30 protein-coding genes are annotated in these 25,904 nt (G+C 38.5%); 17 read left to right on the top strand and 13 right to left on the bottom strand.

What is annotated here, in order from left to right:
• The first annotated feature begins 114 nt into the window (after nt 1-114).
• Entirely contained in the window at nt 115-2,460 is a 2,346-nt protein-coding gene (locus tag VB691_RS17715; protein WP_323292844.1) for a CHAT domain-containing protein, read from the top strand.
• A 190-nt stretch (nt 2,461-2,650) separates the two neighbouring features.
• Here the strand turns inward: VB691_RS17715 and rsmH are convergent, their stop codons facing one another.
• The gene (rsmH, locus tag VB691_RS17710; RefSeq protein ID WP_323293033.1) at nt 2,651-3,523 is read right to left on the bottom strand and encodes a 16S rRNA (cytosine(1402)-N(4))-methyltransferase RsmH; all 873 of its coding nucleotides are present in this window, start codon (nt 3,521-3,523) and stop codon (nt 2,651-2,653) included.
• A 299-nt stretch (nt 3,524-3,822) separates the two neighbouring features.
• On the opposite strand from rsmH, the gene VB691_RS17705 reads away from it, so the two are divergent.
• Both VB691_RS17705 and VB691_RS17700 read left to right on the top strand, forming a co-directional pair.
• Nucleotides 3,823-4,245, top strand: coding sequence for a DUF4168 domain-containing protein (locus VB691_RS17705; RefSeq protein WP_323292843.1), 423 nt, complete (start codon nt 3,823-3,825; stop codon nt 4,243-4,245).
• 177 nt (nt 4,246-4,422) lie between these two features.
• Nucleotides 4,423-6,960 (top strand): hybrid sensor histidine kinase/response regulator, encoded by a 2,538-nt coding sequence (locus VB691_RS17700; protein ID WP_323292842.1) that lies wholly within the window; start codon nt 4,423-4,425, stop codon nt 6,958-6,960.
• Here VB691_RS17700 and VB691_RS17695 read toward each other — a convergent pair.
• Complete coding sequence (locus VB691_RS17695) at nt 6,957-7,199, bottom strand: winged helix-turn-helix domain-containing protein (protein ID WP_323292841.1); 243 nt, start codon at nt 7,197-7,199, stop codon at nt 6,957-6,959. The two genes, VB691_RS17700 and VB691_RS17695, sit on opposite strands and share 4 nt — an antisense overlap.
• A 115-nt stretch (nt 7,200-7,314) precedes the next feature.
• Between VB691_RS17695 and VB691_RS17690 the strand changes: the two genes are divergently transcribed.
• The gene (locus tag VB691_RS17690) at nt 7,315-7,923 is read left to right on the top strand and encodes a hypothetical protein (RefSeq protein WP_323292840.1); all 609 of its coding nucleotides are present in this window, start codon (nt 7,315-7,317) and stop codon (nt 7,921-7,923) included.
• A gap of 108 nt (nt 7,924-8,031) precedes the next feature.
• Here the strand turns inward: VB691_RS17690 and VB691_RS17685 are convergent, their stop codons facing one another.
• The 4 genes from VB691_RS17685 to VB691_RS17670 form a co-directional block, all read right to left on the bottom strand.
• The gene (locus VB691_RS17685) at nt 8,032-8,598 is read right to left on the bottom strand and encodes a hypothetical protein (protein ID WP_323292839.1); all 567 of its coding nucleotides are present in this window, start codon (nt 8,596-8,598) and stop codon (nt 8,032-8,034) included.
• Nucleotides 8,599-8,916: 318 nt separating this feature from the next.
• A complete protein-coding gene (locus VB691_RS17680; RefSeq protein WP_323292838.1) occupies nt 8,917-9,636 on the bottom strand; it encodes a glutamine amidotransferase in 720 nt (239 codons plus the stop codon).
• Nucleotides 9,637-9,691: 55 nt separating this feature from the next.
• Nucleotides 9,692-10,624: a diiron oxygenase gene (locus tag VB691_RS17675; RefSeq protein ID WP_323292837.1), complete on the bottom strand. Its 933-nt coding sequence runs from the start codon at nt 10,622-10,624 to the stop codon at nt 9,692-9,694.
• 186 nt (nt 10,625-10,810) lie between these two features.
• On the bottom strand, nt 10,811-11,575 hold the full coding sequence (locus VB691_RS17670; protein WP_323292836.1) for a PEP-CTERM sorting domain-containing protein: 765 nt from the start codon (nt 11,573-11,575) through the stop codon (nt 10,811-10,813).
• Between the two features lie 200 nt (nt 11,576-11,775).
• On the opposite strand from VB691_RS17670, the gene VB691_RS17665 reads away from it, so the two are divergent.
• From VB691_RS17665 to VB691_RS17650, 4 genes are read left to right on the top strand one after another with little or no spacing between them, the layout of a single operon-like run.
• Nucleotides 11,776-11,994, top strand: a complete 219-nt coding sequence (locus VB691_RS17665; RefSeq protein WP_323292835.1) for a type II toxin-antitoxin system HicB family antitoxin — start codon at nt 11,776-11,778, stop codon at nt 11,992-11,994.
• On the top strand, nt 11,995-12,231 hold the full coding sequence (locus VB691_RS17660; RefSeq protein ID WP_323292834.1) for a type II toxin-antitoxin system HicA family toxin: 237 nt from the start codon (nt 11,995-11,997) through the stop codon (nt 12,229-12,231).
• A 27-nt stretch (nt 12,232-12,258) separates the two neighbouring features.
• Entirely contained in the window at nt 12,259-12,645 is a 387-nt protein-coding gene (locus VB691_RS17655; protein WP_323292833.1) for a DUF2358 domain-containing protein, read from the top strand.
• A 35-nt stretch (nt 12,646-12,680) separates the two neighbouring features.
• The gene (locus VB691_RS17650) at nt 12,681-13,874 is read left to right on the top strand and encodes a TRC40/GET3/ArsA family transport-energizing ATPase (RefSeq protein WP_323292832.1); all 1,194 of its coding nucleotides are present in this window, start codon (nt 12,681-12,683) and stop codon (nt 13,872-13,874) included.
• A gap of 124 nt (nt 13,875-13,998) precedes the next feature.
• On the opposite strand, the gene VB691_RS17645 is transcribed toward VB691_RS17650, so the two are convergent.
• The 4 genes from VB691_RS17645 to VB691_RS17630 are packed head-to-tail and all read right to left on the bottom strand — an operon-like array spanning nt 13,999 to nt 15,903.
• Nucleotides 13,999-14,265, bottom strand: coding sequence for an NACHT C-terminal helical domain 2-containing protein (locus VB691_RS17645; protein WP_323292831.1), 267 nt, complete (start codon nt 14,263-14,265; stop codon nt 13,999-14,001).
• A gap of 6 nt (nt 14,266-14,271) precedes the next feature.
• Entirely contained in the window at nt 14,272-14,562 is a 291-nt protein-coding gene (locus tag VB691_RS17640) for a hypothetical protein (RefSeq protein WP_323292830.1), read from the bottom strand.
• A gap of 49 nt (nt 14,563-14,611) precedes the next feature.
• A complete protein-coding gene (locus tag VB691_RS17635) occupies nt 14,612-15,232 on the bottom strand; it encodes a hypothetical protein (RefSeq protein ID WP_323292829.1) in 621 nt (206 codons plus the stop codon).
• Complete coding sequence (locus VB691_RS17630; protein ID WP_323292828.1) at nt 15,229-15,903, bottom strand: ParA family protein; 675 nt, start codon at nt 15,901-15,903, stop codon at nt 15,229-15,231. The genes VB691_RS17635 and VB691_RS17630 overlap by 4 nt, the downstream gene beginning before the upstream one ends.
• A 121-nt stretch (nt 15,904-16,024) precedes the next feature.
• Here VB691_RS17630 and VB691_RS17625 point away from each other — a divergent pair, with 121 nt between their 5' ends.
• From VB691_RS17625 to VB691_RS17610, 4 genes are all read left to right on the top strand, one after another.
• Nucleotides 16,025-16,417 (top strand): hypothetical protein, encoded by a 393-nt coding sequence (locus tag VB691_RS17625; protein WP_323292827.1) that lies wholly within the window; start codon nt 16,025-16,027, stop codon nt 16,415-16,417.
• A 135-nt stretch (nt 16,418-16,552) separates the two neighbouring features.
• Entirely contained in the window at nt 16,553-16,798 is a 246-nt protein-coding gene (gene psaC, locus VB691_RS17620) for a photosystem I iron-sulfur center protein PsaC (RefSeq protein WP_124972588.1), read from the top strand.
• Nucleotides 16,799-16,954: 156 nt separating this feature from the next.
• A complete protein-coding gene (locus VB691_RS17615) occupies nt 16,955-17,929 on the top strand; it encodes a DNA adenine methylase (protein WP_323292826.1) in 975 nt (324 codons plus the stop codon).
• 6 nt (nt 17,930-17,935) lie between these two features.
• Complete coding sequence (locus VB691_RS17610; protein WP_323292825.1) at nt 17,936-18,862, top strand: type II restriction endonuclease; 927 nt, start codon at nt 17,936-17,938, stop codon at nt 18,860-18,862.
• Between the two features lie 110 nt (nt 18,863-18,972).
• On the opposite strand, the gene VB691_RS17605 is transcribed toward VB691_RS17610, so the two are convergent.
• Entirely contained in the window at nt 18,973-19,905 is a 933-nt protein-coding gene (locus VB691_RS17605) for an NAD-dependent epimerase/dehydratase (RefSeq protein WP_323292824.1), read from the bottom strand.
• Nucleotides 19,906-20,046: 141 nt separating this feature from the next.
• Here VB691_RS17605 and VB691_RS17600 point away from each other — a divergent pair, with 141 nt between their 5' ends.
• Nucleotides 20,047-21,222: an RNA-guided endonuclease TnpB family protein gene (locus VB691_RS17600; protein WP_323292823.1), complete on the top strand. Its 1,176-nt coding sequence runs from the start codon at nt 20,047-20,049 to the stop codon at nt 21,220-21,222.
• A 39-nt stretch (nt 21,223-21,261) separates the two neighbouring features.
• Here VB691_RS17600 and VB691_RS17595 read toward each other — a convergent pair whose 3' ends face one another.
• The gene (locus tag VB691_RS17595; protein ID WP_323292822.1) at nt 21,262-22,032 is read right to left on the bottom strand and encodes an ABC transporter ATP-binding protein; all 771 of its coding nucleotides are present in this window, start codon (nt 22,030-22,032) and stop codon (nt 21,262-21,264) included.
• Nucleotides 22,033-22,040: 8 nt separating this feature from the next.
• Complete coding sequence (locus VB691_RS17590; RefSeq protein ID WP_323292821.1) at nt 22,041-22,847, bottom strand: ABC transporter permease; 807 nt, start codon at nt 22,845-22,847, stop codon at nt 22,041-22,043.
• Between the two features lie 189 nt (nt 22,848-23,036).
• On the opposite strand from VB691_RS17590, the gene VB691_RS17585 reads away from it, so the two are divergent.
• The 4 genes from VB691_RS17585 to VB691_RS17570 all read left to right on the top strand — a co-directional run bounded on the left by VB691_RS17585 (nt 23,037) and on the right by VB691_RS17570 (nt 25,882).
• A complete protein-coding gene (locus VB691_RS17585; RefSeq protein ID WP_323292820.1) occupies nt 23,037-23,231 on the top strand; it encodes a DUF2862 domain-containing protein in 195 nt (64 codons plus the stop codon).
• Between the two features lie 24 nt (nt 23,232-23,255).
• Nucleotides 23,256-24,344: an ArsA family ATPase gene (locus VB691_RS17580; protein WP_323292819.1), complete on the top strand. Its 1,089-nt coding sequence runs from the start codon at nt 23,256-23,258 to the stop codon at nt 24,342-24,344.
• 54 nt (nt 24,345-24,398) lie between these two features.
• Complete coding sequence (gene chlG, locus VB691_RS17575) at nt 24,399-25,379, top strand: chlorophyll synthase ChlG (RefSeq protein ID WP_323292818.1); 981 nt, start codon at nt 24,399-24,401, stop codon at nt 25,377-25,379.
• Between the two features lie 299 nt (nt 25,380-25,678).
• Nucleotides 25,679-25,882 carry a hypothetical protein gene (locus VB691_RS17570; RefSeq protein ID WP_323292817.1) on the top strand — a complete coding sequence of 68 codons (204 nt, stop codon included), beginning with the start codon at nt 25,679-25,681 and terminating at the stop codon, nt 25,880-25,882.
• The last annotated feature ends 22 nt before the right edge of the window (nt 25,883-25,904 follow it).

The raw sequence follows: 25,904 nt of genomic DNA, 5'->3' as shown, positions 1-25,904 counted from the left end.
TGCCCTTATCATTGGTTTAACTTCCATAGCGCAATAATAAGATTTTGATGCGGAATCGTGATGATTGAATTTGTAGTGCTATAAATAAGTAAAGATAATGCTTTTGGATGGGTTATGAAAAGGTTGCTGAAGTCGGGGATAACAGTTGTTGCAGTTGCGGGAATATTAGGGTTAGGAATGGAAATGCCACCCCCAACGGTGGGACAAATTATCTCTCAGGTTTCAAGTCAAGATAAAGAAGCTTTAGCGGAAGCAGAAAGGCTAATTCAGCAAGCTATTGAATTGTATCAACAGGGGAAATATAACGAAGCGATACCTTTAGCAGAAAAAGCCTTAGCCATTCGTAAAAAGGTACTGGGAGACAACCATCCCGATACCGCAGGAAGTCTCAACAATTTGGCTGTACTTTACTATTCTCAAGGAAGATATAGTGAAGCAGAACCACTCTACAAACAAGCTTTAGCTATCAGAAAAGCCCAATTAGGTGACAACCATCCTGATACTGCACAAAGTCTCAACAACTTGGCAGGACTTTACAAATCTCAAGGAAGATACGCCGAGGCCGAACCCCTCTTGAAAGAAGCCTTAGCTATCAGGAAAAAACAATTAGGAGACAACCATCCTCATCCCCTTACTGCCACCAGTCTCAACAATTTGGCTTCACTTTACCGTTCTCAAGGAAGATATAGTGAAGCAGAACCCCTCTACAAAGAAGCCTTAGCTATCTATAAAAAACAATTAGGAGATAACCATCCCGATACCGCCACCATTCTCAACAATTTGGCATTACTTTACTATTCTCAAGATGATATCCCTCGCGCCATGGAATATTTGACTAAGGGAATTGAAGTAGAAGAAGTTAATCTCTCAGAAAACCTGAATATTGGGGATGAAAAGCAAAAAAGGGATTATATGGGGACGGTTTCAAAGGCAACTAATTATAGTATTTCCCTCAATCTTCAAGCTGCACCCAATAACCCAGAAGTAACCCGTCTTGCATTCAAAACTATTTTAGAACGAAAAGGACGCATTCTCGATGTCCTCACCAATAGCGCACAAATTCTGCGCCAACAAGTTAATGACCCCCAAAGTCAAGCATTACTAGACCAATTTATTCAAAAACAAACCCAACTCGCTAACCTAACTTTTCAGAAAACCGAAACTATTAAATCTGTTGAAGGTTATCGTCAAGAAGTGGCAAAACTTCAAGAAGAAACCAAAGAACTCGCAAACCAATTAAGTCGCCGTAGTGCAGAATTTCGTAATTTATCCCAACCCATTACCCTCGAAGGTATTCAAAAGTTAATTCCTGCTAATTCCGCTTTAGTTGAAATAGTCAGTTATCAACCTTTTAATCCTAAAGCAACAAAAGATAATGAAAAATTTGGTATTCCTCGTTATGCTGTTTATATTCTCTATCCAAATGGTGAAATAAAAGCCAAAGATTTAGGAGAAGCTAAACCCATTGACGACAAATTAATTTACTTTCGTGATAATCTTGCCGACAAAGAAACCCCCATTAAACAACTCAAAGAATCAGCCCGTCAACTCGATGAAAAATTAATGCAGCCTATCCGTCAATTATTAGGCAATACTCACACTATTTTACTGTCTCCTGATGCTGCCCTTAACTTGATTCCCTTTGAAGCTTTAGTAGATGAAAATAATCAATACTTAGTCGAAAATTATCATATTACTTACCTAACATCTGGACGAGATTTATTAAGAATTAACAATAAATTTGCGAGTCAACAACCCCCGCTTATTATGGCTAACCCACTCTATAATCAAGAAGGTAAAAAAGTTGCTCTTAACCCTAATTCTACCCGTTCTATTAACATATCTGATTACAGTTTTTCCCGTTTACCAGGGACTGAAGAAGAAGCAAAAGAACTTAAAAATATATTACCTCAAGCCACTATTTTAACTCAGTCTCAAGCGACAGAAAACGCCCTTAAACAAGTTAAAAAACCTCAGATTCTCCACATTGCAACTCATGGATTTTTCTTAGAATCACCCAAAATAAATAATAATATAAATGAGGGCGCAAGCGTTGCGCCCCTACAATTAAATGATAATCCTTTGTTACGTTCTGGTTTAGTTTTTGCGGGGGTTAAAGTTAGTCAAAGTGCGGGAAATGACGGCGTTTTGACAGCATTAGAAGCCACTAGCTTAAGCTTATTAGGCACTAAATTAGTTGTGCTTTCTGCTTGTGATACAGGAAGGGGAGATATTAGTATAGGGGATGGAGTTTATGGGTTAAAACGGGCTTTGGTTTTAGCAGGTAGTGAAAGTCAATTAATTAGTCTTTGGAAAGTGTCTGATGAGGGAACCAAAGACTTAATGATTAACTATTATAAACGATTACAAAAAGGAGAAAAACGCAGCGAAGCTTTACGACAAATTCAACTAGAAATGCTCAAAACTGAGAATCATAAACAGGGGTTAATAAAAGACTAGATAACTTAGATTTTACTAATCGCACCATTTTTGTTGCTATTGTTGCCGCACTAATGGCAGGATTAGTTAAGTTATTTTTCCCAAATTTTCCTACTAATCCTTAATTGTTTTTACAATTGATTTAAGTTATGAATAAATTTCTCAAAATCTTGGCCTTTTTAGGTTATTGTTAGCTTATATCCAACTCAGGTTAATTAGCTTTCCTTTGGGCTATTCTTAACTTAGCAGAACGAGAACGGGGATTTTTTGCTTGTTCTTCTGGTTGGGGAATTAGAGGCTTTTTAGTAATAATAATTAACTCAGGAGAGTCCCGAAAAGCATATTTAACAATGCGATCTTCCAGACTATGGAAACTAATAATAGCTATGTGTCCTCCTGGTTGCAACCAATGGGGGGCTTTTTCCAGAAATTTCTCTAATGACGATAATTCATCATTGACGGCAATGCGTAACGCTTGAAAAACGCGAGTAGCGGGGTGAATTCGTCCATAACGATACTTAGGGGGAACAGTTTGAGCGATCGCCTCAGCGAGTGCTGTGGTACTGTTAAAGGGGCGTTTTTGTACCAAATGACGAGCTAGAGGACGCGATCGCCTTTCTTCCCCATAGCGATAAAAGAGATCAGCCAGGTCTTTTTCTGACCAATAATTAATAATATCTTGCGCCGTAAGGGACTGTTGACGATCCATTCGCATATCTAGGGGAGCTTCATGGCGAAAACTAAAGCCCCTCTCTGGTACATCAAATTGAGGGGAACTCACGCCCAAATCAGCAATAATTCCTGAAAATTCCGCTTCTTGTCCTGGATAGTCCGCAAAATTACCCTGCCAAAATCTTAATCTATCTTCCCCGAAATGGCAGAGAGTCCCTTGGGTAGTGGCGATCGCCTCTTGATCTCGATCAATTGCGGTTACTCTGACATCGGGAAACCCTTCTAAGATTAAACCTGTATGGCCGCCACGGCCAAGGGTAGCATCTAAATAATGACCAGTTGGACAAATTTGTAAGCCAGAAATCAGTTCTTGAGACAAGACAGGAAGATGGAGGAATGGAGAGCTTGTAATCACAGAATTTTGAGGGGAAAAAACCCGACTAAGTTGAACCGAACAATTTTTAGGGATCGTAGCGACAAAACTGGCTGTTAACCCTAACTTTTTGAAGTTGTTTTCCAAAATTGTCCCTAACCCCTACCCCCTAACACCCGTCATCGATCTAAATTTTTTTTGGGGATCATAAGGAACTTATAATGCTTAAAATAATTCAAAAAAAAAGAAACCCAGGCGGGGATTTAGTTATTATCATATACTTGGCGGCTCAACGCATGGTGTTTATTCACTGTTCCCTCTTGAATTTGAACAGAACTTTGACTCGTTCTCTAATGTCTAGTTTACTAGCAATTCTCGGTATTCTTCATGGCTGTAATTTTGTTCCCATATTTTCCCCAAGAACTTCGCCGCCAGAGACAAACTTTAGTGATAAAGATATCACCAATTATGCCCAAACTGTCCTGAAGATAGAATCTCAGCGTCAAGCCGCTTATCAGCAAATTGAGGAAATTATCGGTGATCCCCCGCCGGAAATTGCTTGCGATCAACCAAAGACCCTAAAACCGTTACCAACAGATGCCCAAAAAGTTGCGGTTGAATTTTGTAATCAATCAAAAAAGATTGCCCAAGAGAGCGGACTCACTTCAAATCAATTTAATAATATTACGGAAAACGCACAAAAAGACGAAACCCTGAAAAAACGCATTCAAAATGCTATGATCCGTATAAGACAGCCCTAGTAAAGAATCAGTAGAAAATGTTAAAAAAATGTGATTAAAAAATTAAAATATATGAACCTATCCTGATAATTGTAATTAATTGTAAGTTATCAGTCCCTCAGTGTTGAGAATCAAGGGATATTAAAATATAAGATCGTCTTCCCCTTCTCTCGTAACCTATTCTCTCCTCTTAGCTCAATGCTTACCCTCCAACACTTTCTTCACTCAGTCCCCGTCTGTCACCTACCCGTGACTTTCCCTTACCTGATTAGCCAATTTCAATCGGGTCAGCATGATACCGTTGTTTTGGTTAATGAGTATGATATTCCCTTAGGCCTGATTTCCAGTCGTCAGTTAATGCTGAAACTCCTGGAAAACCCCCAAATCAAACCTGATCAACAAGATGGCACATCCTGGAACTTGAGTCAGTCTCAGACTTCCTTCCCGTCTTGGGATTGGGAGAATTGTTTAAGTCCCCTGGTGCTGATTCCTTCCCGTCTAAGTCTAGCTGAGTTTTTTCCCTATATACAAGACCAGGGAACAACAGAAACCAGTCAACCCGTTTATGGTTTGATCGATGAGCGGGGTAAATTTTTAGGGTTATTGGACAGTTGGCAAATTTTAAAAACCCTCTTAGCTCAAAAGAACAGTGTAGGATCAGAGTCATCCTCGGTTCACTCGGCCAAACAACTCCTCAAAGGATTATTGGAAGAATTACCCCTTCCGGTCATGTTACAGACGGAACAGGGAGAGATTATTCAACAAAACCGGACTTGGCGACAAGAAATTGGGGCATTGATCCCCCCAGATGATGCCAGTGCCTGTCCTCTCCCCTCTGAAAAAATGTTATCGTTACAGACTCAGACTTCAACGGTTAATATGTCTGGGGGCCATCAAGAATTTTACTCGGAATTTGTGGCTCAAAAGTCTGTAACGGTGACTCATGCCTCCTGTTCTCACTGGTTTAAGTCAATTCCCCAGGGACTCACAGAATTTGAGTCATCTCCCTATCGAGAAGAAATCTATCCCCCATTTTCCCCAGACTACCAGACTATTCCATCCCAACCCGTTTCTCATAAAGAGCGGGTTTGGCAATTTATTAAGTGTCCTCTGACCACAGACAAATTTTCTTCTACTATTTCGATTGTGGTTGCTACAGATGTTACATCACAACAACAATTATGTCAGGAATTGGTGGCCAAAAATGCTGATTTAGTGCAGCTGAATCGCATGAAAGATGAATTCCTCGCTTGTATCAGTCATGAACTCAAATCCCCCTTAACGGCTGTTGTGGGGTTATCCAGTCTACTCCAAGAGCAAAAAGTTGGCGAACTCAATACTCGTCAAGTTCATTATGCAGAATTAATTTATCGCAGTGGTCGTCAATTGATGACCTTAGTCAATGATTTACTGGATTTAACTCGCTTAGAAACGGGACAACTTCAATTATCATTGGTGCCGTTGACCATTAAAAATCTTTGTGAACGGGCTTATTATTCAATTCAAGAAAAATATCAAGCCAAAACGGATACTCCTTTGTCTTTCAGTTTAGACATAGAACCTGGTTTAAATATACTGATAGCGGATGAATTACGAATCCATCAAATGTTGGTTCATCTGTTGGATAATGCCAGGAAATTTACCCAAACAGGCGGAAAATTTGGACTAAAAGTTAATCGTTGGGAAGATTGGATCGCCTTTACGATTTGGGATACGGGAATTGGTATTCCTGAAGAATGTCAACATTTGATTTTTCAGAAATTTCAACAATTAGAAAATCCCCTGACCCGACAATTTGAAGGAACAGGACTCGGTTTAGTCTTAACCCAAAGATTGGCCCGGGCCCACGGTGGGGAAGTTTCTTTTGTCTCGAAAGCTGGCCAAGGTAGTGAGTTTACCTTACTATTACCGCCGTCTCCTGGACAACAAGAAACCAAACCGAATACACAATCTTGTAATCCCTTAGTATTAATTGTTGAAGCTATTCCCCAGGCGATCGAAGATTTACTAGGTAAGTTGACCCAATTAGGCTATCGTGTGGTAATTGCTCGCACGGGAACGGAAGCGGTGGAAAAAGCCCGACAGTTGCGGCCTTATGCGGTTTTTCTCAATCCTTTATTGCCCTTATTATCGGGATGGGATGTGTTAAGCTTGCTCAAATCCGATCCCCAAACCCAAGATATTCGCATTTTTGTGACGGCTACCCAAGGAAATCAGTCTTTAAGGGAACATAACTACGCTGATGGGTTCTTACCCATTCCTGCTGATTTACTGACCTTAGAGAACATTTTAGAGCGTGTACAGCCCACAACTATACCTCAGACTCGCGCCCTAACGATTTTGCGTCTCAATCCTAATTTTCCTCAAGGTCAAGAACAGACAATGACTTTGGGAGCGCGGTTAGAGTGGACATTAATTGCTCAATTATCCCAGTTTAATCACCGCATTTTGGAAGCGGATGATCTCGAACAAGCAGAGATGTTGATCAATGTCTGGGATATTGATGTGGTGGTGTTGGATGGACAATTTCTCGAAAATCCCACCAGTTATTTGCAGTCCCTCTCTCAACAAACGGAATTAGCGGCTTTACCTTTAGTGATTTTAGATGTTACTACCACAGAAGCAGCAAACCAAATTGAGAATTTATCGGTCTTTCCTTGTTTAATTCCTGAGAATAAACATCAAATTCAACAACTTTGGGAAGTGATTTCAATTGCCACCCAAAGCCAAGTTTAATTTTCTGTTAGTTTACCAGTAGGAGAATAAACCCATTGTCTGTCTTCTGAGTTAAGTTCTGCTTGCACAATTTTTAAGCTGGTGAGATCTTTTAGACAATGTTGTATCATCGAAACGGGACGATTTAAGCGATCGCTCAACCCTTTAACAGTTATGCCTTGAGGGTGAGTTAAAATGAGTTCTAGAATGCGATCGCTTGTGGTTGGCCCTGGTTTGGTGGCAATAATAGTAAATGGCAAGGTTTGATCTTTTAGTTTGTTTAAAGAGGTTAAATTTTAGGACTTATGGAGTTTTAAGATTGTTCCTTATAATTTGAGAAACCTGATAATTTTAGTTTAGGAGACTTAAATATTTATGGCATTTAGTAACTTTAAAAATATTGCTGATGTCCAACAAAAATACAACATTAAATATCAAGAAGATGATTTTATTGTAGCTGAAGATATTACTCCTCCTGAAGTATTTTTGCAAGATTTTAATTTTTATAAAGAAAACATTGATATTTTTACATCAGAAGCATCCCGTAGTGAGATTATTATTTCACCACTATTGAGAGAAATTTATAAACAACATTATCAAAAATACTCATTTTGGATTCAAAAAAGTATAAATTATGATAATATTTTATCGGGAACGCCAGATTATATTCTATCTAAAAAATCTGAACTCGGAAAAACAGTTCTAGAAAACCCAATTATCATTATTGTTGAAGCCAAGAAAAATGATTTTGAACAAGGTTGGGGTCAATGTTTAGCAGAATTAGTCGCTTCTCAAAAGTTAAATAAAAATTCTAACAAACCTGTATATGGAATTGTAACCGATGGTAATTTATGGCAATTTGGAAAATTATTAGAAAACACATTTACCCAAGATAGAGAAAATTTTACTATTGATAAATTGCCCAGACTTTATGGAGCTTTAGCTTATATATTTCAATTAGTAGAATCTGATCATAAAAATTAAATATTTTGACTCTCTAAATATCTTGGTTAAATTATAGCCGTTCTCATACTTGTAATATCAATTTCCTAAATGTAATCTACATATCCTTATCATAAGCTGATTATATTGTCAATGATTAACTTTAGAAAACATCGGAAACTTGGTTAAGTATTGATCAATATAAAAGCATTTATCTTCTATTTGTTTTTGAAGTTTATCGCTAACTCTGTTTTCTCTGATATTGTGAATAAATCGAGAATAATTATGAATAGCAAAAACAATATTACCATCAGCCATTTCCTGATATTCTTGATTGTCCAATTCCCCTAAGTCTCTAATCATTCGGCCAATTTCTTTCATCCCTAAAGCAAGATTAATTTCTGATGACTCTAATTCTGAATAAGATAATCGAATTACTCCTCTCAAATAATCTCTATTTAAAAGCTTCTCTGGTTCAATGTTTGGCTGAAGTTCAATATAAGCTCTAACAATACGTTCAATTACTTTTTGGAGAAGCTGCTGATTTAAAATAAGTTGAGATTGATAAGGAATTAAGATAGGTAAAGGAGGCATTTTAAAATTTTCTTCTAATTCCAGTTTATCTACTTTGGGCGATAAAAAATAATCGAGTTTTAATTCTTCATTCATCACTTGATTAATTTCTTTAATTCGCTCAATGGAAAATAAATCCTTCATTCCTACTCTTTCCTAGGACAACTTATATTTGTTTATAAGGTTAGCATAGATAATTATCCTGTGGCCAATATTCTCAAATTGTTACACCAAGAGGATGATCGCTGACAGCAATTCCTCATGATCATCCTCTTTCAGAAATTTTTAAATCATCTCTGATTATGTGTATAGTCAGAGTATAGCACCTTGAAAAAAGAATATCATCACTAAAGATTATAGGGTTCTGCCAATGGACGCTGAGTAAGACCAAAGCTAAGACGGCTTAGTAGAGGCATCGGCGGTTGAAGTTGGAAGCCCCATCCCTCTATAGGGTGGGGTAGTTCACACTAATAGGGCTGCCTCAATTTGTTCTAACCACCCCTGCCAACATTTTTCTCCTTGCACTTCCAATGATTGAGAATATTTTTCTGTCTCTTGACGTAACTCAGCTACCGTTACCCCAGGAGCATGATTAATCTCACAAGCATGACCAATAAACCATCTTTCTAAGCCATTTTTCGTCACTTCTGGATGAAATTGTAAAGCCAGTCCACAGTTACCCCAAGCAAATGCTTGATTAGGATATTTCTCACTAGAGGCTAAATGGGTTGCGCCTTGAGGTAGATCAAAGGTATCGCCATGCCAATGTAATACCGTTTCTCCCGGTTGGGCTAAATATCTCAGAGAAGATGCGGCCCCAGCTGCCGTTAGTTGAATCGGAAACCAACCAATTTCTTTTTCATTCCCTGGATAAACTTTCGCCCCTAAAGCTCTGGCCATCAGTTGCGCTCCCAAACAGATCCCCAAGGTAGGTGCATCAACCTTTAAACGTTGTTCCAAGAGGTGCAATTCATCTTGAATAAAAGGATAATCTTGGTCATCATAAGCACCAATGGGGCCGCCAAGAATAATCACTAATTCGGGTTCAAGTGGGTTAATGTGACTTAAATCATTAGATCCTGCTTCTAAGTAGGTGATCTCATAACCTTTTGCTCGTAATACGGGAGCTAAAGAACCGAGATCCTCAAACATTAAATGTCTAATAACCAATGCTTGTTTCATGTTCTTATTTCCTGTAACTTAATGTAATCATCAATGAGATCAGAATAGACAAAGATTAATTAAGAAGTCCCATTTTAGCTAGACTTTCTGCACCACCTTGATAGTCTAATTCTTGTACCAATTCAATGACTTCGCTGTAATCAATGTTTTGCAAGTTACTGGTATTGGTGGCACTACAATCATTATAAATAGCTTGGGCCCCGGCGAAATCAATTTGCTCTAACATGGACTTCCAAACTTCTAGTTCAAGATCAGCAAACCAGTAGACAGGTTTGGGAAGAACACTGATAAAGAATTCTTTTTGTTCGATGGTTAATTCGGAGTAAATACACTTGACTAAATTCTTGAAAATGCAGCTATGAGCATCTTCATCTCTACGGTGAGTATCCACAACCACACGGTTGAAGGGTTGAATGGTTTGGTCGGAGGAAAGCAGTTTTAAATAATCACTGACAAAGACTTCAGAAACAACAGATGTAGCCAGTTTAATTAACAGTTTTTGCCAGTCTTCTTGATACAATTCTTGTTCCCGTTGCATATTGAGAACTAGATTAAATTCGGGAGATCTCAAAGATTGTAAACCCCGTTGTTGACGAGTAATGCTGCAAGCTTTATTGACTAATTGAACGTGATAAGATTCGTCTACTAAGGTATCAGTTGCTACTTCTTGGACAATGGCATCACTTACCCCAGGAAACATCTGATAAATGATATCTTGACAAACAGGGTTCACTACTTTTAGTTCAATGGCAACAGTTTTCCAATTGTATATTAACCAACCACAAGATAGAATTTTGTCCTTTGTTTCTTGAGAAGCTTCTAAGAAAGCAGGATGGTTTTTAAAGGGTAATAAATCAACACGAAAATCAGGTCTAGTGCGATCTAACAAGGTTGTAGGGTCTAATTCTTGCTTCTTCACTTGAGAACGCTTTTCCCAAACATTATTCATTCTTTCAAGTAAGGTGCGGCACTGAGCAATGGTTTCCATAAGATTATTCTCCGACGGTGTGTGAGTTTTGTTTCTTTGCTTGTTTATGTCTACAAAAGACTAACATGAGATTCTTGAAATTTTTCCCAATTAATTTTTAACTTTTAGGTTTTTTTAAAAAACCTAAAAGTTAGACAGTATCAGGCTTCTACTCAATATTATAAGTACCTAGGCAAAATTAATTACTTAATTTTGCTTCTGTCTTTTGATGAGCAAAGACAGACCACCAACTGTCAAAAGTCCAAGTAAGGTGCTAGGTTCAGGAACAGAGGTGATAGTAATTCTGAAAACAGGAGAAGGAAGATTAGTAGGACTGGGAAACCCTAATTGTTCCAAATTACCACCCGGAATGTATCCAGGATGAACCGTAACGACCCCATTTTCAGTAATTCCTGCACCAGCAGTAAATGGTTGACCAGGAATAGCTGCATTAGGACTGGTTTCGTCATTAAATTCTGTTCCTGCGTCCCAAATTTCTGAGGCAGGAACATCAATTATTTGAGAGATAAATTTCCCATTAATATCAAAAATTTGATATTCTGTCGGGTCATCATTGCCGATAAATGCGTCATTACTGGGGACAAACATTGCCGCAAAATTAAAATAACGTCCAAGACTTGGATTAACTTCAAAAATCCTCGAAACAGTCATTCCTGTAAGAATAGGCCCTGTTCCGACACTTCCTGCTACAAAACCACTACTAATTGCATCAGCATTTAAGAATGATCCATCTCCATCTTCAGCAGTTCTTTCAATACCCAGAGAAGCAGCTTCATCTAAATTAAAATTGTCAAAGCTACCATCATGAAAAATGCTACTGACAGGACTAAAGTCTTCATTGTTATTAGTGAGATTAGTGACAGTTACTTGAATCCTCGCTGCTTTGGAGGGTAAAGTCAGAGAAAACAAGGAACTGAGTGCAACTAAACCACCAATGATAATTTTATTCATCTTCTGATTCTCTTAGTAAAAGCGGTTAACAATGATATTCATTGACCCACAAGTATCTGAGAATTATCTGAGAATTACATTAAAAATAAATTTATTATTGATTCACAGATTGAAAAAATCTGCTCTCCTGAAATCTGAGGGTAAAATGTACAACAAGATACGATATCCTGTATATTGAGTCTTCATTCATCTAAAAATCTATGAAAAACATCAAAATAATTGTAGAAAAACACATTGATGGCTATATTGCTTATCCTTTGGGAGTCCAAGGAATTGTCGTTGGAGAAGGAAATAGTTATGAGGAAGCGTTAGCAGATGCTAAATCTGCCCTTCGCTTTCATATCGAAACTTTTGGAGTAGAGGTATTAGAAAATGATTCACCTGTGTTAGAAGCATCAGTTGTTGAAATGAGTATCTAAATGACTAAATTTCCCGTGGATTTACCTAAAGCTAAAGTTTTACGAACCCTTGGATACTTGGGTTTTAAGTTAGTAAGAGAAGCTGAACACATTGCAATGGTAAGAGAGAATAGTGATGGAACAATCACCCCCCTAACATTACCGAATCATCGTCAGATTAAAGGCTCAACTTTAAGACGTATTTGTACTCAATCTGGGATCAGTCGTCAGGAATTTTTAGATGCTTATAATCGATAACAATTGTTTTTTTTCTCAATTTTAATCATGAATCTTCTAGAAATCATCAAAAAAGACTATCAAACATTCCCTTTAAACCAAAGCTACTCAATTTATGCAGAAAATGTTTACTTTAAAGATCCCATGACTGAATTTACGGGAATTAAACGTTATCAAACCATGATTCAATTTATGTCTACTTGGTTCCAAAATATTGATTTAGAATTACACAATATTTATCAATATGATAACATCATTCATACAGAATGGACACTCCATTGGACAACCCCTTTACCCTGGAAACCCTCTATTTCTATCCCAGGAAGCAGCGAATTAACCATTAATGACCAAAACCTCATTATCTCCCATATTGACTACTGGAATTGTTCTAAGTGGGACGTGGTGAAGCAACATTTTTTCCCAAATCCTTCATAATAAAAATAAGTAATGTAAATTTTTCTGAAAAAATCATGCGCGTAATCCTCATGACTGGTAAAGGAGGGGTTGGTAAAACCTCCGTCGCTGCGGCCACTGGCCTGAGATGTGCGGAATTAGGATATAAAACCTTAGTCTTAAGTACCGACCCGGCCCATTCCCTTGCCGATAGCTTTGATCTAGAATTAGGTCATGATCCCCGTTTACTGCGTCCCAACCTTTGGGGGGCCGAATTAGACGCATTGATGGAATTAGAGGGTAATTGGGGGGCAGTTAAACGCTATATAACCCAGGTATTACAAGCTAGAGGCTTAGACGGGGTGCAAGCGGAAGAATTAGCCATTTTGCCAGGGATGGATGAAATTTTTGGCTTAGTTCGCATGAAACGCCATTATGATGAGGGAGAATACGACGTTTTAATTATAGATTCTGCCCCCACGGGAACAGCTTTACGCTTGCTGAGTCTCCCTGAAGTGGGGGGCTGGTATATGAGAAGATTTTATAAACCGTTACAAGGGATGTCCGTTGCGTTGCGTCCCTTGGTAGAACCATTTTTCCGACCGATCGCCGGATTTTCTTTACCGGATAAGGAGGTAATGGACGCACCCTATGAATTTTACGAGCAAATTGAGGCATTAGAAAAGGTTTTGACGGATAACAAGCAAACTTCTGTCCGTTTAGTCACTAATCCTGAAAAAATGGTGATTAAAGAATCTTTACGGGCCCATGCTTACTTAAGTTTGTACAATGTTTCTACAGATTTAGTAATAGCTAATCGTATTATTCCTGATACTGTGACTGATCCTTTCTTTAAAAAATGGAAGGAAAATCAACAGATTTATAAGCAGGAAATTTATGATGATTTTCATCCTTTACCTGTTAAAGAAGTGCCATTATTTTCAGAAGAATTATGTGGCATGGCAGCTTTAGAAAGACTGAAAGAAACTCTCTACAAAGATGAAGATCCTGCGAAGGTTTATTATGAAGAAAACACAATTAGAATTGTTCAAAAAGATCAGGAATATAGCTTAGAGTTGTATTTACCAGGAATTCCAAAAGAGCAAGTTCAACTCAATAAAACTGGAGACGAATTAAACATCAGAATTGGTAATCATCGCCGTAATTTAGTGTTACCTCAAGCTTTAGCAGCGTTGAAACCTTCAGGGGCAAAAATGGAGGAAGATTACTTAAAAATTCGCTTTAGTAGTAACGTTGAAACTAAAGTTTAACTTATGTAGGGGTTTAACACTGTTAAACCCTGATACTGTTAAACCCTGATACTGTTAAACTCTGATACTGTTAAACCCTGGAAATTATGGAACCCCAGAGGACATAATGGTATTATGTCCCTACTTAATATCTATTTGCTCTTAACATTCTATCTTCTATCCCTTCCCAAGTTTTAGGGGAAACATTAACAGCCGCTTTTTGACAATTAACCATTAACAAATTTATATAAAAATAATTATTATCAATTTCTTCTAATTCTTCTATTCTTAAATTAACTAATTCTGGGGTCAGATGAAAGGCATTATTCCAGGTTTGGGAAAGCTTATTAATGAATTTTTTCGGATAAGCTGTTAAGCATTCAAATAACGTATAATAGAAACAGGAATACAAGAATGTTTATAACTGCCTTTTCTTCCTTTTAATACTTCTAACCCCGTCTTCCGTAAAAAGGTTGATTTTCCTGCTCCTGGTTCCCCTATTACCATTAAATATTGTTCTTCTACGTTTACTATAATTTTCAACATATTGTTTTGATGCGTTATAAATTAATTTTTGGGTATTTTCATTTACCCCTTGTCCGAAAAAAGATAAAAATTTACCGCCACCATCCCATGCTGTTTTAACAACAATTCCTGCAATACTTTTTTCGGCAATATCGATTAAAAAAGGTTCTAATCCAGTAATCATATTATCCTATATTTAAAAATAAGTAAGGTGGGCAATGCCCACCCTACAATTAATCAAACCAACCAATCTCTTGATTAGTTAATTCTTTTTGTTGACTGGCAGAAGGTGGAGAAGTATATGCTTCTAACTCTCTTGCTTGTCTCGCTAAAACAGATTCTTGGGCTGCTTTTTTCGAGGCAACAATTTGCTGAGATTTAGGAGCAGGTTGTATCGTTGTTTTTGCTTGATTTAGTTCAGCTTGCAAAGATTCAATGATTTGTTCCTTTTCTGCTAATTGAGCCGTTATTTCATCTTTTTGTTGCAGTTGAGCGTATAATTTCTCGACTAACTGTTTTTGTTCATTAACTTCAGTTTTATGTTGCTCAGCTTGGGTTAATTGCTCTTGAAGATGACTGACTAATTCATCTTTTTGTTTAACATCAGTTTCTAAAGCATTTATCTGAGTTTGTAAAGTATTAACCCGCTCTTTCTCAGCATCTAAAGTAGTTGTTAATTCAGTCACAAGCTCATCAAGTTGTGCTTTCGTCATACGACTGCGACTGCTGGCAGAACTTGTAGAAATATCAATAGTTTCTAAGGTTTCCTCAACCGTTTCAGAAGCCAAAGTTTCAAGTTTAGGATTTTGTGTCGCTTCATTGCGAATTAAATCAGATAATCGTTGTTTTGTCATAATTTATTCCAATCTCGTTGTAATTCTTCCACGACACGGCGATAGTCTGCTTGAGCTTCCTTAGCATTTTTGCCGTGCCATTCTGTAATAGGAACCCCGTCTAAAACAGCCCGTTCATGAGCTTTATATTGACGTACAAAAGCATGACAAGCGGGAATACCTAACTCTAAGAGGGTATTTTGAGCCTCTAGGGTTTCCTTTAAACTGCGGGAGTCCACCTTAGTTAATAATACCCGATGGGCAATCTTAAAAGGCATTACTGCTGTTCTCACCGTCTCAATGAGTGCCGTTAAATCCATCGCTGCGGGAGGTGTGGGCAAAACCAAGTAATCAGCAGAAGAAATAACCGCCTGTAGAGCTTCTGAACGCAATGCTGGAGGCGTATCAACCACAATTAAATCATAATCTTGTATTTGACGGAGTTTTTCTAATAGTTTTGGGTTAGTTTCTTCCGTTAAATCAAAATTAACCCCATCTTTATGCCGTTGTGTCCACCAAGTCGCTGAAGCTTGGGGATCAGCATCTACAAAAAGAACGTTATGTTTCTCCGCTAAAATAGCCGCAATATTAACAGCAGTCGTCGTTTTTCCTACTCCACCTTTCCCATTGATAATGGCGACAACCGTTGTTTGTGATGAATCTGATGCGATGGTATTTTTTCCCTGACTCATGCTGCCTCTCAACCCATGAGTGAATTATCTCACCTTATCACAAGGATTCACCCTTATTGTGGAAGATTGCTATAGCATAGAAAAATGTGAGTGCTAGAAATCAGCAACCTGGGAGAGCATCGTGAATAATTATCCCCCAAAACTATTATGGCTAAATAACTCTGGTTTAGGCTGTTTATTAAATTTAATTGTCTTAGGACTATTATTCGGGGCAGTGGGTTTAGGTTGGGTGGTCAACGGGTTTTTAATTCTGTTAGGGATTATTATTGTTACCCCGGCGATCGCCTTTTGGGTATTGCGCTGGTGGGTACAAAGGAACTTAGTGGAAGATCAATGTCCTGTCTGTAGTTATGAGTTTACGGGGTTTAATAACACAGAATGCCGTTGTCCGAATTGTGGGGAAGCCCTACAAATTCAAGACCGCCATTTTCAGCGTATTACCCCGCCAGGCACCATTGATGTCGAGGCGATCGATGTCTCGGTTAAGCAAATAGAAGATCGGGGATCGCCCTGATCTTCCGTCCAACTGTTACATAATTTAAAGTTCTGTGACTATTTTCATAAGTATCTCCTACCTGTGCGGTAAACTAACCCTTAATCCCGACTGTTTTAAGTAGGAGAACACTCGGTTTAAGGAGCCGAAAACTCAATGTCACACAAAGTTAACATCTACGATACCTGCATTGGTTGTACTCAATGTGTCCGCGCTTGTCCCCTGGATGTCTTAGAAATGGTTCCTTGGGATGGTTGTAAAGCTGCCCAAATTGCCGCTTCCCCTCGCACAGAAGACTGTGTGGGTTGCAAACGCTGCGAAACAGCCTGTCCTACCGATTTCTTAAGCATCCGTGTTTATCTTGGAGCGGAAACCACCCGCAGTATGGGACTGGCTTACTAACAAACTTGGAATTAAGCTGGTCATCATTAACACACTTTTAAGTACCTATTAAGTTCAAAATCATGAGGGAGTTCTTTATTCCCTCTTTTTTTTTTGTTTTTATAGGAGGACTGGAGATTCTTGCTAGAATTAAGTCATAAAAATCATAATTTTTCAATGATCAATGAAGTCAAGTCTCAAAATACAAAACAATTGTCACTTTTTCCTGGTATCAATCATCGAAAAGTCATTAAACCTTCTCCTGTCCTAAAATGGGCGGGCGGAAAAACCCAATTATTACCAGAAATTCAACAGAAATATCCTGTTAAACTTCAACAGGGAAAAATCACGACTTATTTAGAACCTTTTTTCGGTGGTGGGGCCGTATTTTTTGATGTTTATTCTCAGTTTAAAATTGAGAAAGCTTATCTATTTGATAAAAATCCAGAATTGATTATTCTTTATAAAGTTATTCAAAATGATGTTGAGCATTTAATTGATAAATTATCGATACTAGAAAAAGATTATCTAAGTTTAACGCCTGAAAAAAGAAGTGATTTTTATTATCAAGCTAGAAAATCCTATAATATTTTTGATAAAAATACTGATGCAAATTATTATAATCGAGATTGGATAGAAAGGGCTGCTTATACTATTTTTCTCAATAAAACTTGTTTTAATGGTTTATATAGAGTCAATAGTAAAGGTCATTTTAATGTTCCCATAGGTCGTTATAAAAATCCCAAAATACTCCATGAGAATAATCTAAAAGCAGTCAATCAAGCGTTTAAAATTGCTGAAATTCAACACAAAGATTTCTCTGAAGTGCTTAACTATGCTAATAAATCTACTTTTATTTATTATGATCCGCCCTATCGTCCCATTAGTCAAACAGCGAGTTTTAATGCTTATAGTTCCTTAGATTTTAATGATGATGAACAACGGCGGTTAAGAGATGTATTTATCACAGCTTCAAATAAAGGAGCGTTACAAATACTCAGTAATTCAGATCCGACAAATTATGTAGATGATCCTTTCTTTGATGAATTATATCAGGAGTTTAATATTAATCGCATTGCTGCTTCAAGAATGATTAATTCTAAAGGAAATAGTCGAGGCAAAATCAGAGAAATTCTTGTAACCAACTACTAGGAATATATGAAATATAGTTATATCTTTTCTGAAATACTTAATTGTCAGACTTCGGAGCAAGTATTTGATTATCTTATCAATAACTTAAAGGAGTCTATCTTAAAATGGGATTATTTTGTTAACTGGGAAAAAGTTAATTGTAATTTCCGTGATGTAGAAATCAGTCTCAATCTTTTAAACTATTTAATTGGCAAAGAAAATATAGAACAAGAAGCTAAACGTCTATTTCAAGAACACCCTAAATTAGTGTATATTGTTCCCGCTTTAATTGCCTATCGAGATAAATCTGTCAAAATTTTAACTGAGTATAAATCTGGCCAATTTCAGTATCAAGGATTTGATTTTAACAATAAGACAAAAATAACTGATGAAGTCATTGAGAAAGCAATTATTTTTTTGAGACAAACAGGATTTTTAAATCAAATAGAATCTCAACAAATAAAATCACTTCCTGATTATTTTTTAGGCGTAGAAGTTGGACTTGATACTAATGGAAGAAAAAATCGTAGTGGAAAAGCAATGGAGGAAATTATAGAATATTTTATTGATTCAATTTGTCAGCATCATGACTTTGAATATATTTCTCAAGCAACATCTGACAAGATAAAGAAAAAATTTAATAAGCATCTAACGGTTAAAAATTCAGCTAAAAAGATTGATTTTGCTATCAATACACCTAATAAACTATTCTTAATTGAAACTAATTTTTATGGAGGAGGGGGATCAAAACTAAAAGCAACAGCAGGAGAATATAGTGACATCTTTATTCAATGGCAAAATGATGGTCATCAATTCATTTGGGTAACAGATGGAGTCGGTTGGTTAACGGCTAAAAAACCTTTGCGGGATGCGTTCAATAAAATTGATTATATTCTCAACCTCAATATGATTCAAGCAGGAGTTTTAGAAGCATTAATTATAGAGAAACGTTAGAAAAATGAATTTATAGGGCCCCTTTCATGACTCAATCCTTTGATGTAGGGGTCAACAACTGTTAACCCCTCCTTACCTAAAAATCAATTTAAGTCGTTAAACCAAAGTTGTTAAACATTGGAATAGACGGTATTGCGTAAAATAGTGTAACCTTTGATTAATTCTCGAATACCCCGACCTAAAGGCCATTCAGGTTCAAATCCGGTTTTGAGAATACGAGCATTAGAAACAATATAATCCCGTTTATCAGGATCTTCCCCAATGGGAGCTTCTAAATACACAAATTTGGGTAAATACTTTTTAATTTCAGCGCACAATTCCAACTTAGATAAATTGGCATCCTCTAACCCCACATTATAGGGTTTACCCTTCATGGTTTCAAAATTTTCTATCCCATGAACAAAGGCTTTTGCCACATCCCGAATATGGATATAATTGCGCTTAAAATGCCCTTCAAAAATGACTACTGCCCGATCATAAAAAGCACGGTAAACAAAATCATTAACCAATAAATCAACCCTCATCCGAGGGGACATCCCGAAGACTGTAGCGAGTCGGAAAGTGATACTATTTTCCCGCTCTAAAACCGCCTTTTCTGCGTCAACTTTTGTCGTACCATAGAGAGAAATAGGACGTAACGGAGACTCCTCTGTACAGAATTTCCCTGCTTCCCCAATACCATAACCACTATTGGTAACAGGCATTAAAATTCGTTGCTCTGGACTTGCCAAATCACAAATCATTTTAACCGCTTCATAATTAATAGTTTTGGTGCCAATTTCATCCCGACTACAAAGAGGCGCACCGACTAACGCGGCCAAGGGGATAATAATATCAGCGTCTTTGAGTAATTCTTTGATCAAAGACTCCTTACGACAGTCGCCCCGTACCACATTAAAGGTATCGTAATGACAGCAATCAGCCAAACTATTTTGACCAAACATAAAACTGTCTAAAACCGTTACTTCGTAGCCCTTAGCTAATAAGGTTGGGGTTAAAATTGAGCCAATATAGCCGGCCCCGCCTGTGATTAAAATTTTCATCGGAAATTTAGGTAGAAACCCCGTCCTTCTTGCCTCAATCGCTCTACTTAGGGAGACCCCAAGACCGCGTTGAGCCGATTTTAGGACGGCTTTATATTTTTAACCTAACATATTCACACAAACCATGCTAGTATGTGAGGTATGACTGAACGTGCTTACAAGTTTCGCTTTTACCCAACCACCGAGCAAGAACACCTTTTGCGACGGACAATGGGGTGTGTCCGATTAGTCTACAACAAGGCTTTAGCGACACGCACCGCAGGTTGGTATGAAAAGCAAGAACGAATAGGCTACGCTCAAACTTCGAGCTTGTTAACTGAGTGGAAAAAGCAAGAAGACTTAGATTTTCTCAATGAGGTTAGCTGTGTCCCATTACAGCAGACCTTGAGACATCTTAATACTGCTTTTACTAATTTTTGGGCGAAAAAAACCAAATATCCCAACTTCAAGAAAAAAAGAAATGGTGGCAATGCTGAGTTTACTCGTTCCGCTTTTAAGTGGAAGGATGAGCAGCTTTGGCTGGCTAAGTGCAAAGAACCACTTAATATTGTTTGGAGTCGTTACATCCCCAATGATTGTAAACCCTCAACAGTAACAGTTAAGCTCGACCCATCAGGTCGTTGGTTTGTCTCAATATTAGTTATTGACCCAACAATTAAGCTATTACCCAAAACAGACAAAAAAATAGGCATAGATGTAGGGATCACTAGCTTAATTGCTACTAGCGACGGGAAAAAAGTGTCTAATCCTAAGCACTTTAAGAGTTTGTACAAAAAGCTTATAAGAAAGCAAAAGGCATTGAGTCGGAAAACCAAAGGCTCAAATAACCGATATAAAGCTTGTCTTGAAGTCGCTAAAGTTCACGCTCAAATTAAAGATTCTCGTACCGACTTCCTGCACAAGTTAACAACGAAACTTGTGCAGGAGAATGACCTAATTGCCATTGAGGATTTAGCTATCCAAAATATGGTTAAAAACCATAAGTTAGCTAGAGCGATTAGTGACGCTAGTTGGGGAGAATTTAACCGACAACTAGAATACAAGTGTCAATGGTACGGGAAAGAATTAATTAAGATTGATCGCTATTTTCCTAGTAGCAAACGCTGTGAAAAATGTGGTTACATAGTCGAAAAACTGCCGTTAAAGATCCGTGAATGGGAATGCCCCGAATGTGGGGCAAACCATGACCGCGATCTCAATGCAAGTCGCAATATTTTGGCCGCAGGGCTTGCGGTGTCAGTCTGTGGAGCGACCATAAGACCCAAACAGAGTAAATCTGTGAAGGCAGGTGCATTGAAGCAGAAACCCAAATTGTGAGGTTTGGGAATCCGCGCCTTAGAACGGCGCGGGTGGATGTCAAAGATGAGTCTGTAATCCTATGTCTGAACCTTGTTGAACTGCTGTGAGATAATGATGAATGGTTTCATCCGTATTGCCAGCAAAACGAATTTTACCGCGATCTAGCCAAATTGCGCGATCGCAAGATTGTTGAATAAACTCTAATCCGTGGGAAACCACCAAAATAGTTGTATTGTTGCCCCAAAGTTTATCCATCCGTTTTTGGCATTTATTTTTAAAGCTTTCATCCCCGACAGATAAGACTTCATCGAGAATTAAAATATCTGGTTCCACATCCGTGGCGATCGCAAACCCTAAACGGGCTGTCATCCCTGATGAGAGAGCTTTGACGGGGGATAATTCATAGTCAGTCAAATCCGCAAAGTCCAAAATTGAACCGACACGGCCTTTCATTTCTTGACGAGAAAAACCTAACATCACCCCATAGAGAATAATATTATCTATGACCGATAATTCTCCGTCAAATCCTGCCCCTAACTCAATCAGTGGGGCAATTTCCCCTTTGACGCGAATTTGTCCCGATGAGGGCTGTAAAATTCCCGTAATGACTTTAAGCAGGGTGGATTTTCCCGAACCATTGGAACCAATAATCCCGATTTTTTCACCGCAGTTGACCGTTAAATCAATCTTGTCAAGAATTAATTTTTTGGATGGTTGGCGGTACTTTCCCTCCAGCATGGATAAGACAGTTTTCTTCAAATCGTAAGAAAACTCTTCTTGGGTTCTACGCCACAGAGAAACTTGATCCAGTCTAATTACTTCTATCATTTAACCTATTAAAGCAAATCCATAAAATTCTTTTCCCAGGCCCGGAAACAAATCCAACCTAACCCCAAGAGAATAAACCCATTGAACAATGAATGTCCAATTAAATGAAGATCTGGAAAATCCCCTGTAAGGGAAATCTGGCGGATACTTCCAATAATTGGGACTAGGGGGTTGAGGAGTAAAAAGGATTGCACCGCTTTGGGGACAATTTCAACCGGATAAAAAACGGGTGAGCTAATCCACAGCACAAAACAAACTAATTCGTAAAAATAGGGCAAATCTCGAAAGAAAACATACAAAGCACTCACTAAAAACCCCACTCCGGTACAAACCAGACTGAGAGCAATAATAGGAAAAATTAAGGCGATGATATTCAGGGGATTTTTAGAAATAAATAGGGTTACAATTGCTAATAAGGGTAAAGGCCCCATGACAAATTGAAAGACATTAGCCACAACCATAGAGACAGGAAAAATGGTCATGGGAAGGCGAACTTTATTAAGGAGTGACCCATTCCCAACCACACTGGACAAAGCTTGGGTCGTAGCAGATGAGAAAAAATTGATAACAATTAGCCCCGTAAATGCCGCTAAAATATAGTTTAGGGTTGAATTGTCAAAATAACTGGCAAAAGTTGCGCCAAAAATCGCCGTGTAGAGGCCTGTCATAATCAGGGGATTGAGCAATGACCAATAAACCCCTAAAAACGAGCCTCGATAGCGTCCTTTTAAATTTCGTTCTACTAAAATGTGTAGTAGCTCAAGATATCGCTTCATCGACGATCCCTGGAGGCTTGTTTTTAGTGATAAGGTCATAATAGAGATTGATTGATGACAGGTCAGGATTTAAAGGCGTATTGTATTAAATGTCAGGTACATTTGTCGAGTTGTTCCCTCATAGTACGATAAAACTTTCTTCTTCACCCAACCCTCAAAGAGCGATAAGATGAGGCCAGATTCCGCTACACTTAGGAATGATTCATTAGCATATTAGTGTAATTGGGAATGGAAATCGGGCAGAAAGTTCAAGTAATTCGTCTTAGAGATCGTGTCTCCGGTGAAGTTGTCAATAAGCTTGGCAAACAAGGCATCATCAAAGACTTTAAAATGACAGATGGTAGCGGCATTGGTGCCGTGGTTGAGTTTGCCGATAAAACCGCTACTTGGTTTTTTGGGGATGAACTCAAACCCGTTGAATAATCACGAGAACCCTTATTAATTCTCATGGCTTTGATTTTGACCTTTTTAGGAAAAGGCGGTAGCGGTTGCTCTACAGTGGCGATCGCTACAGCTAAAAAGTTAGCATTGGCTGGCTCTCGCGTTCTGCTTGTCTCTCAAGATTCGACTCCGGTCTTAACTACCTTACTCGGTACGTCAGTAGACTCCTCCCCCACGGAAGTCACGAACAATCTTCAGGTGGTTTCCTTACAATCTGCTCAACTCCTATCACAAGGTTGGGAAGATGTCAAGGATCTAGAAGCAAAATATTTGCGATCGCCGACTCTCAAAAATGTCTACGGGCAAGAATTGGGGATTTTACCAGGGATGGATGGGGCCTTAGCCCTTAATTCCCTGCGAGAATACGACAAAAGCGGCAAATATGATGTCATCATCTATGACGGCGATAGTGCCTTAAATACCCTCCGAATGTTTGGCATTCCAGAGATTTTCAGTTGGTATATACGGCGGTTTCGTCAGATATTTACCGAGTCAGATGTGGGTAAAGCTTTATCTCCTTTTGTCCAACCCATTACCAGTGCCATTTTAAATGTGTCCTGGAGTGCGGATGATTTAGCCGATACCCAGGCTAATGACATCCTAGAGGCCGGAAAGGCTGCTTTGGGGGATGGCCAGCGCGTCGCTGCTTATTTAGTGACCACAGAAGATGAACTGGCGATCGCATCAGCTAAATATTTTTGGGGAGGGGCCCAACAAGTGGGCTTAACGGTGAGAGGAGTTATCCTCAACCAAGGGCAAGAAAACAACCCCTTAGCCGCAGAATTTGACCCCTTAAAGGTGTCTAACCTACCTCAAAGGTCGCTTGATAACTGGCAACCTTTAATGGATGCCCTACCGGACTTTTTAGGCGAATCTCAAGTCCCTAAACCTGTGACCATTGATCTTGCGGCCCGCCAAGTCAAGGTATTTTTACCTGGATTTGCCAAAAATCAAGTCAAGTTAACCCAATATGGCCCAGAATTAACCATTGAAGCGGGAGATCAACGGCGCAATATTGAGTTACCCTCTCCTCTCGCGGGACAGTCGGTAAAAGGGGCAAAGTTCCAAAATCATTATCTAATTGTTTCTCTGTAAAGTGTTCTCTAGGGGCATCATTGCCCCTAATATTATTATTAAAATTAATTGCTTATGTCTGACTCCTCTACCACTAATGCGACTGAAAAAGGCGGAAAAACCCGTCAATTATTAGGCATGAAGGGGGCTACCTCTGGGGAAACCTCTATCTGGAAGTTAAGATTACAGTTAATGAAGCCCATCACCTGGATACCCTTAATTTGGGGTGTTGTCTGTGGTGCAGCATCTTCGGGGGGCTATAGCTGGACACCAGAAGATTTTCTGAGGGCTGCGGCTTGTATGTTATTGTCAGGCCCTTTAATGGCCGGATATACCCAAACTCTCAATGATTTTTATGACAGGGAAATAGATGCTATTAATGAACCCTATCGCCCCATTCCGTCGGGTGCTATTTCGGTGCCGCAGGTTGTCACACAAATTTTCGTGTTATTAGGGGCAGGGTTAGCATTAGGCTATGGATTAGATGTTTGGGCTGGTCATGACTTCCCTATTATGCTTTGTTTGACTCTAGGGGGCGCATTTTTGGCCTATATCTATTCTGCTCCTCCCCTCAAGTTAAAGCAAAATGGTTGGTTAGGAAATTATGCTCTCGGTGCGAGTTATATCGCCTTACCTTGGTGGGCTGGCCATGCTTTATTTGGTGAGTTAAATTGGACAATAATTGTCTTAACTCTGTTTTATAGTTTGGCTGGTTTGGGTATTGCAGTGGTGAATGATTTTAAGAGTGTGGAAGGGGACAGTCAATTAGGCTTAAAATCTTTACCTGTAATGTTTGGGGTTAACACAGCAGCTTGGATTTGTGTGATTATGATTGATGTGTTTCAAGCAGGAATTGGAGCTTATTTAATCTATATTCATCAAAATCTTTATGCAGCAATTTTGCTGTTGTTGGTGATTCCTCAAATTACCTTTCAAGATATGTATTTTTTGCGTAACCCCTTAGAAAATGATGTTAAATATCAAGCCAGCGCACAACCTTTCTTAGTCTTAGGTATGTTAGTCGCAGGTTTAGCTTTGGGACACGCAGGAGTTTAACGAAGTCAGTGTTTTGGGGGTTAGGGAAAAATCAAACAAGTTTTGAATTGACCCTAACCCCTACACCCCAAGCCCTGTCCTCCCGTGAAAGCTTGTTGTCACCCCGTGAGGTCTGTTAGCCTTAAGCTACCCAGAATAATTAAATTAACCTTAAGACAAAAAAGAAATAATTGCTTCAGTTTTTAGACAAAATATATTCAGTCCATTATTGACATTTTAGAGAAGCATTTTCATAATAGGGTCTAGAGCCAATTGGCTCTAGTGAATTTTAACAACCCCTTTATTAAAGAGAGGAAACAATGAACGAGAATTTAGCTAAGCATCTTGGTCAAGTTGAAATTGCTGATCTTATTGAGGAATCAGTTGCGAATGCAGCCATCAGAAGACAGCAAGTTATGGAAGATTCTTTGATAGATGTTTCTGATGAAGAAGCCAAAAATGTTGAAGGAGGATTAGCTAATCCTATTCGTATCATTTTAGGGTTGATTTGGGATCTTGTTTAATCCATCGCTACAACCGAAAATT

This window comes from Crocosphaera sp. XPORK-15E (assembly GCF_034931425.1).
In the GTDB taxonomy this organism is placed as follows: domain Bacteria; phylum Cyanobacteriota; class Cyanobacteriia; order Cyanobacteriales; family Microcystaceae; genus UHCC-0190.
This window is presented reverse-complemented; position numbering and strand designations above follow the sequence as displayed.

What these genes read in the sequence shown, in the direction of transcription:
- VB691_RS17715 (WP_323292844.1), top strand. Translation starts at nt 115, where the DNA reads ATGAAAAGGTTGCTGAAGTCGGGGATAACAGTTGTTGCAGTTGCGGGA.
- VB691_RS17700 (WP_323292842.1), top strand. Translation starts at nt 4,423, where the DNA reads ATGCTTACCCTCCAACACTTTCTTCACTCAGTCCCCGTCTGTCACCTA.
- VB691_RS17605 (WP_323292824.1), bottom strand. Translation starts at nt 19,905, where the DNA reads ATGAAAATTTTAATCACAGGCGGGGCCGGCTATATTGGCTCAATTTTA.
- psaC (WP_124972588.1), top strand. Translation starts at nt 16,553, where the DNA reads ATGTCACACAAAGTTAACATCTACGATACCTGCATTGGTTGTACTCAA.
- VB691_RS17650 (WP_323292832.1), top strand. Translation starts at nt 12,681, where the DNA reads ATGCGCGTAATCCTCATGACTGGTAAAGGAGGGGTTGGTAAAACCTCC.
- VB691_RS17670 (WP_323292836.1), bottom strand. Translation starts at nt 11,575, where the DNA reads ATGAATAAAATTATCATTGGTGGTTTAGTTGCACTCAGTTCCTTGTTT.
- VB691_RS17680 (WP_323292838.1), bottom strand. Translation starts at nt 9,636, where the DNA reads ATGAAACAAGCATTGGTTATTAGACATTTAATGTTTGAGGATCTCGGT.
- VB691_RS17635 (WP_323292829.1), bottom strand. Translation starts at nt 15,232, where the DNA reads ATGACAAAACAACGATTATCTGATTTAATTCGCAATGAAGCGACACAA.
- VB691_RS17660 (WP_323292834.1), top strand. Translation starts at nt 11,995, where the DNA reads ATGACTAAATTTCCCGTGGATTTACCTAAAGCTAAAGTTTTACGAACC.
- VB691_RS17595 (WP_323292822.1), bottom strand. Translation starts at nt 22,032, where the DNA reads ATGATAGAAGTAATTAGACTGGATCAAGTTTCTCTGTGGCGTAGAACC.
- VB691_RS17585 (WP_323292820.1), top strand. Translation starts at nt 23,037, where the DNA reads ATGGAAATCGGGCAGAAAGTTCAAGTAATTCGTCTTAGAGATCGTGTC.
- VB691_RS17665 (WP_323292835.1), top strand. Translation starts at nt 11,776, where the DNA reads ATGAAAAACATCAAAATAATTGTAGAAAAACACATTGATGGCTATATT.
- VB691_RS17675 (WP_323292837.1), bottom strand. Translation starts at nt 10,624, where the DNA reads ATGGAAACCATTGCTCAGTGCCGCACCTTACTTGAAAGAATGAATAAT.
- VB691_RS17655 (WP_323292833.1), top strand. Translation starts at nt 12,259, where the DNA reads ATGAATCTTCTAGAAATCATCAAAAAAGACTATCAAACATTCCCTTTA.
- VB691_RS17590 (WP_323292821.1), bottom strand. Translation starts at nt 22,847, where the DNA reads ATGACCTTATCACTAAAAACAAGCCTCCAGGGATCGTCGATGAAGCGA.
- VB691_RS17600 (WP_323292823.1), top strand. Translation starts at nt 20,047, where the DNA reads ATGACTGAACGTGCTTACAAGTTTCGCTTTTACCCAACCACCGAGCAA.
- VB691_RS17580 (WP_323292819.1), top strand. Translation starts at nt 23,256, where the DNA reads ATGGCTTTGATTTTGACCTTTTTAGGAAAAGGCGGTAGCGGTTGCTCT.
- VB691_RS17690 (WP_323292840.1), top strand. Translation starts at nt 7,315, where the DNA reads ATGGCATTTAGTAACTTTAAAAATATTGCTGATGTCCAACAAAAATAC.
- chlG (WP_323292818.1), top strand. Translation starts at nt 24,399, where the DNA reads ATGTCTGACTCCTCTACCACTAATGCGACTGAAAAAGGCGGAAAAACC.
- VB691_RS17685 (WP_323292839.1), bottom strand. Translation starts at nt 8,598, where the DNA reads ATGAAGGATTTATTTTCCATTGAGCGAATTAAAGAAATTAATCAAGTG.
- VB691_RS17640 (WP_323292830.1), bottom strand. Translation starts at nt 14,562, where the DNA reads ATGATTACTGGATTAGAACCTTTTTTAATCGATATTGCCGAAAAAAGT.
- VB691_RS17610 (WP_323292825.1), top strand. Translation starts at nt 17,936, where the DNA reads ATGAAATATAGTTATATCTTTTCTGAAATACTTAATTGTCAGACTTCG.
- VB691_RS17570 (WP_323292817.1), top strand. Translation starts at nt 25,679, where the DNA reads ATGAACGAGAATTTAGCTAAGCATCTTGGTCAAGTTGAAATTGCTGAT.
- VB691_RS17615 (WP_323292826.1), top strand. Translation starts at nt 16,955, where the DNA reads ATGATCAATGAAGTCAAGTCTCAAAATACAAAACAATTGTCACTTTTT.
- VB691_RS17630 (WP_323292828.1), bottom strand. Translation starts at nt 15,903, where the DNA reads ATGAGTCAGGGAAAAAATACCATCGCATCAGATTCATCACAAACAACG.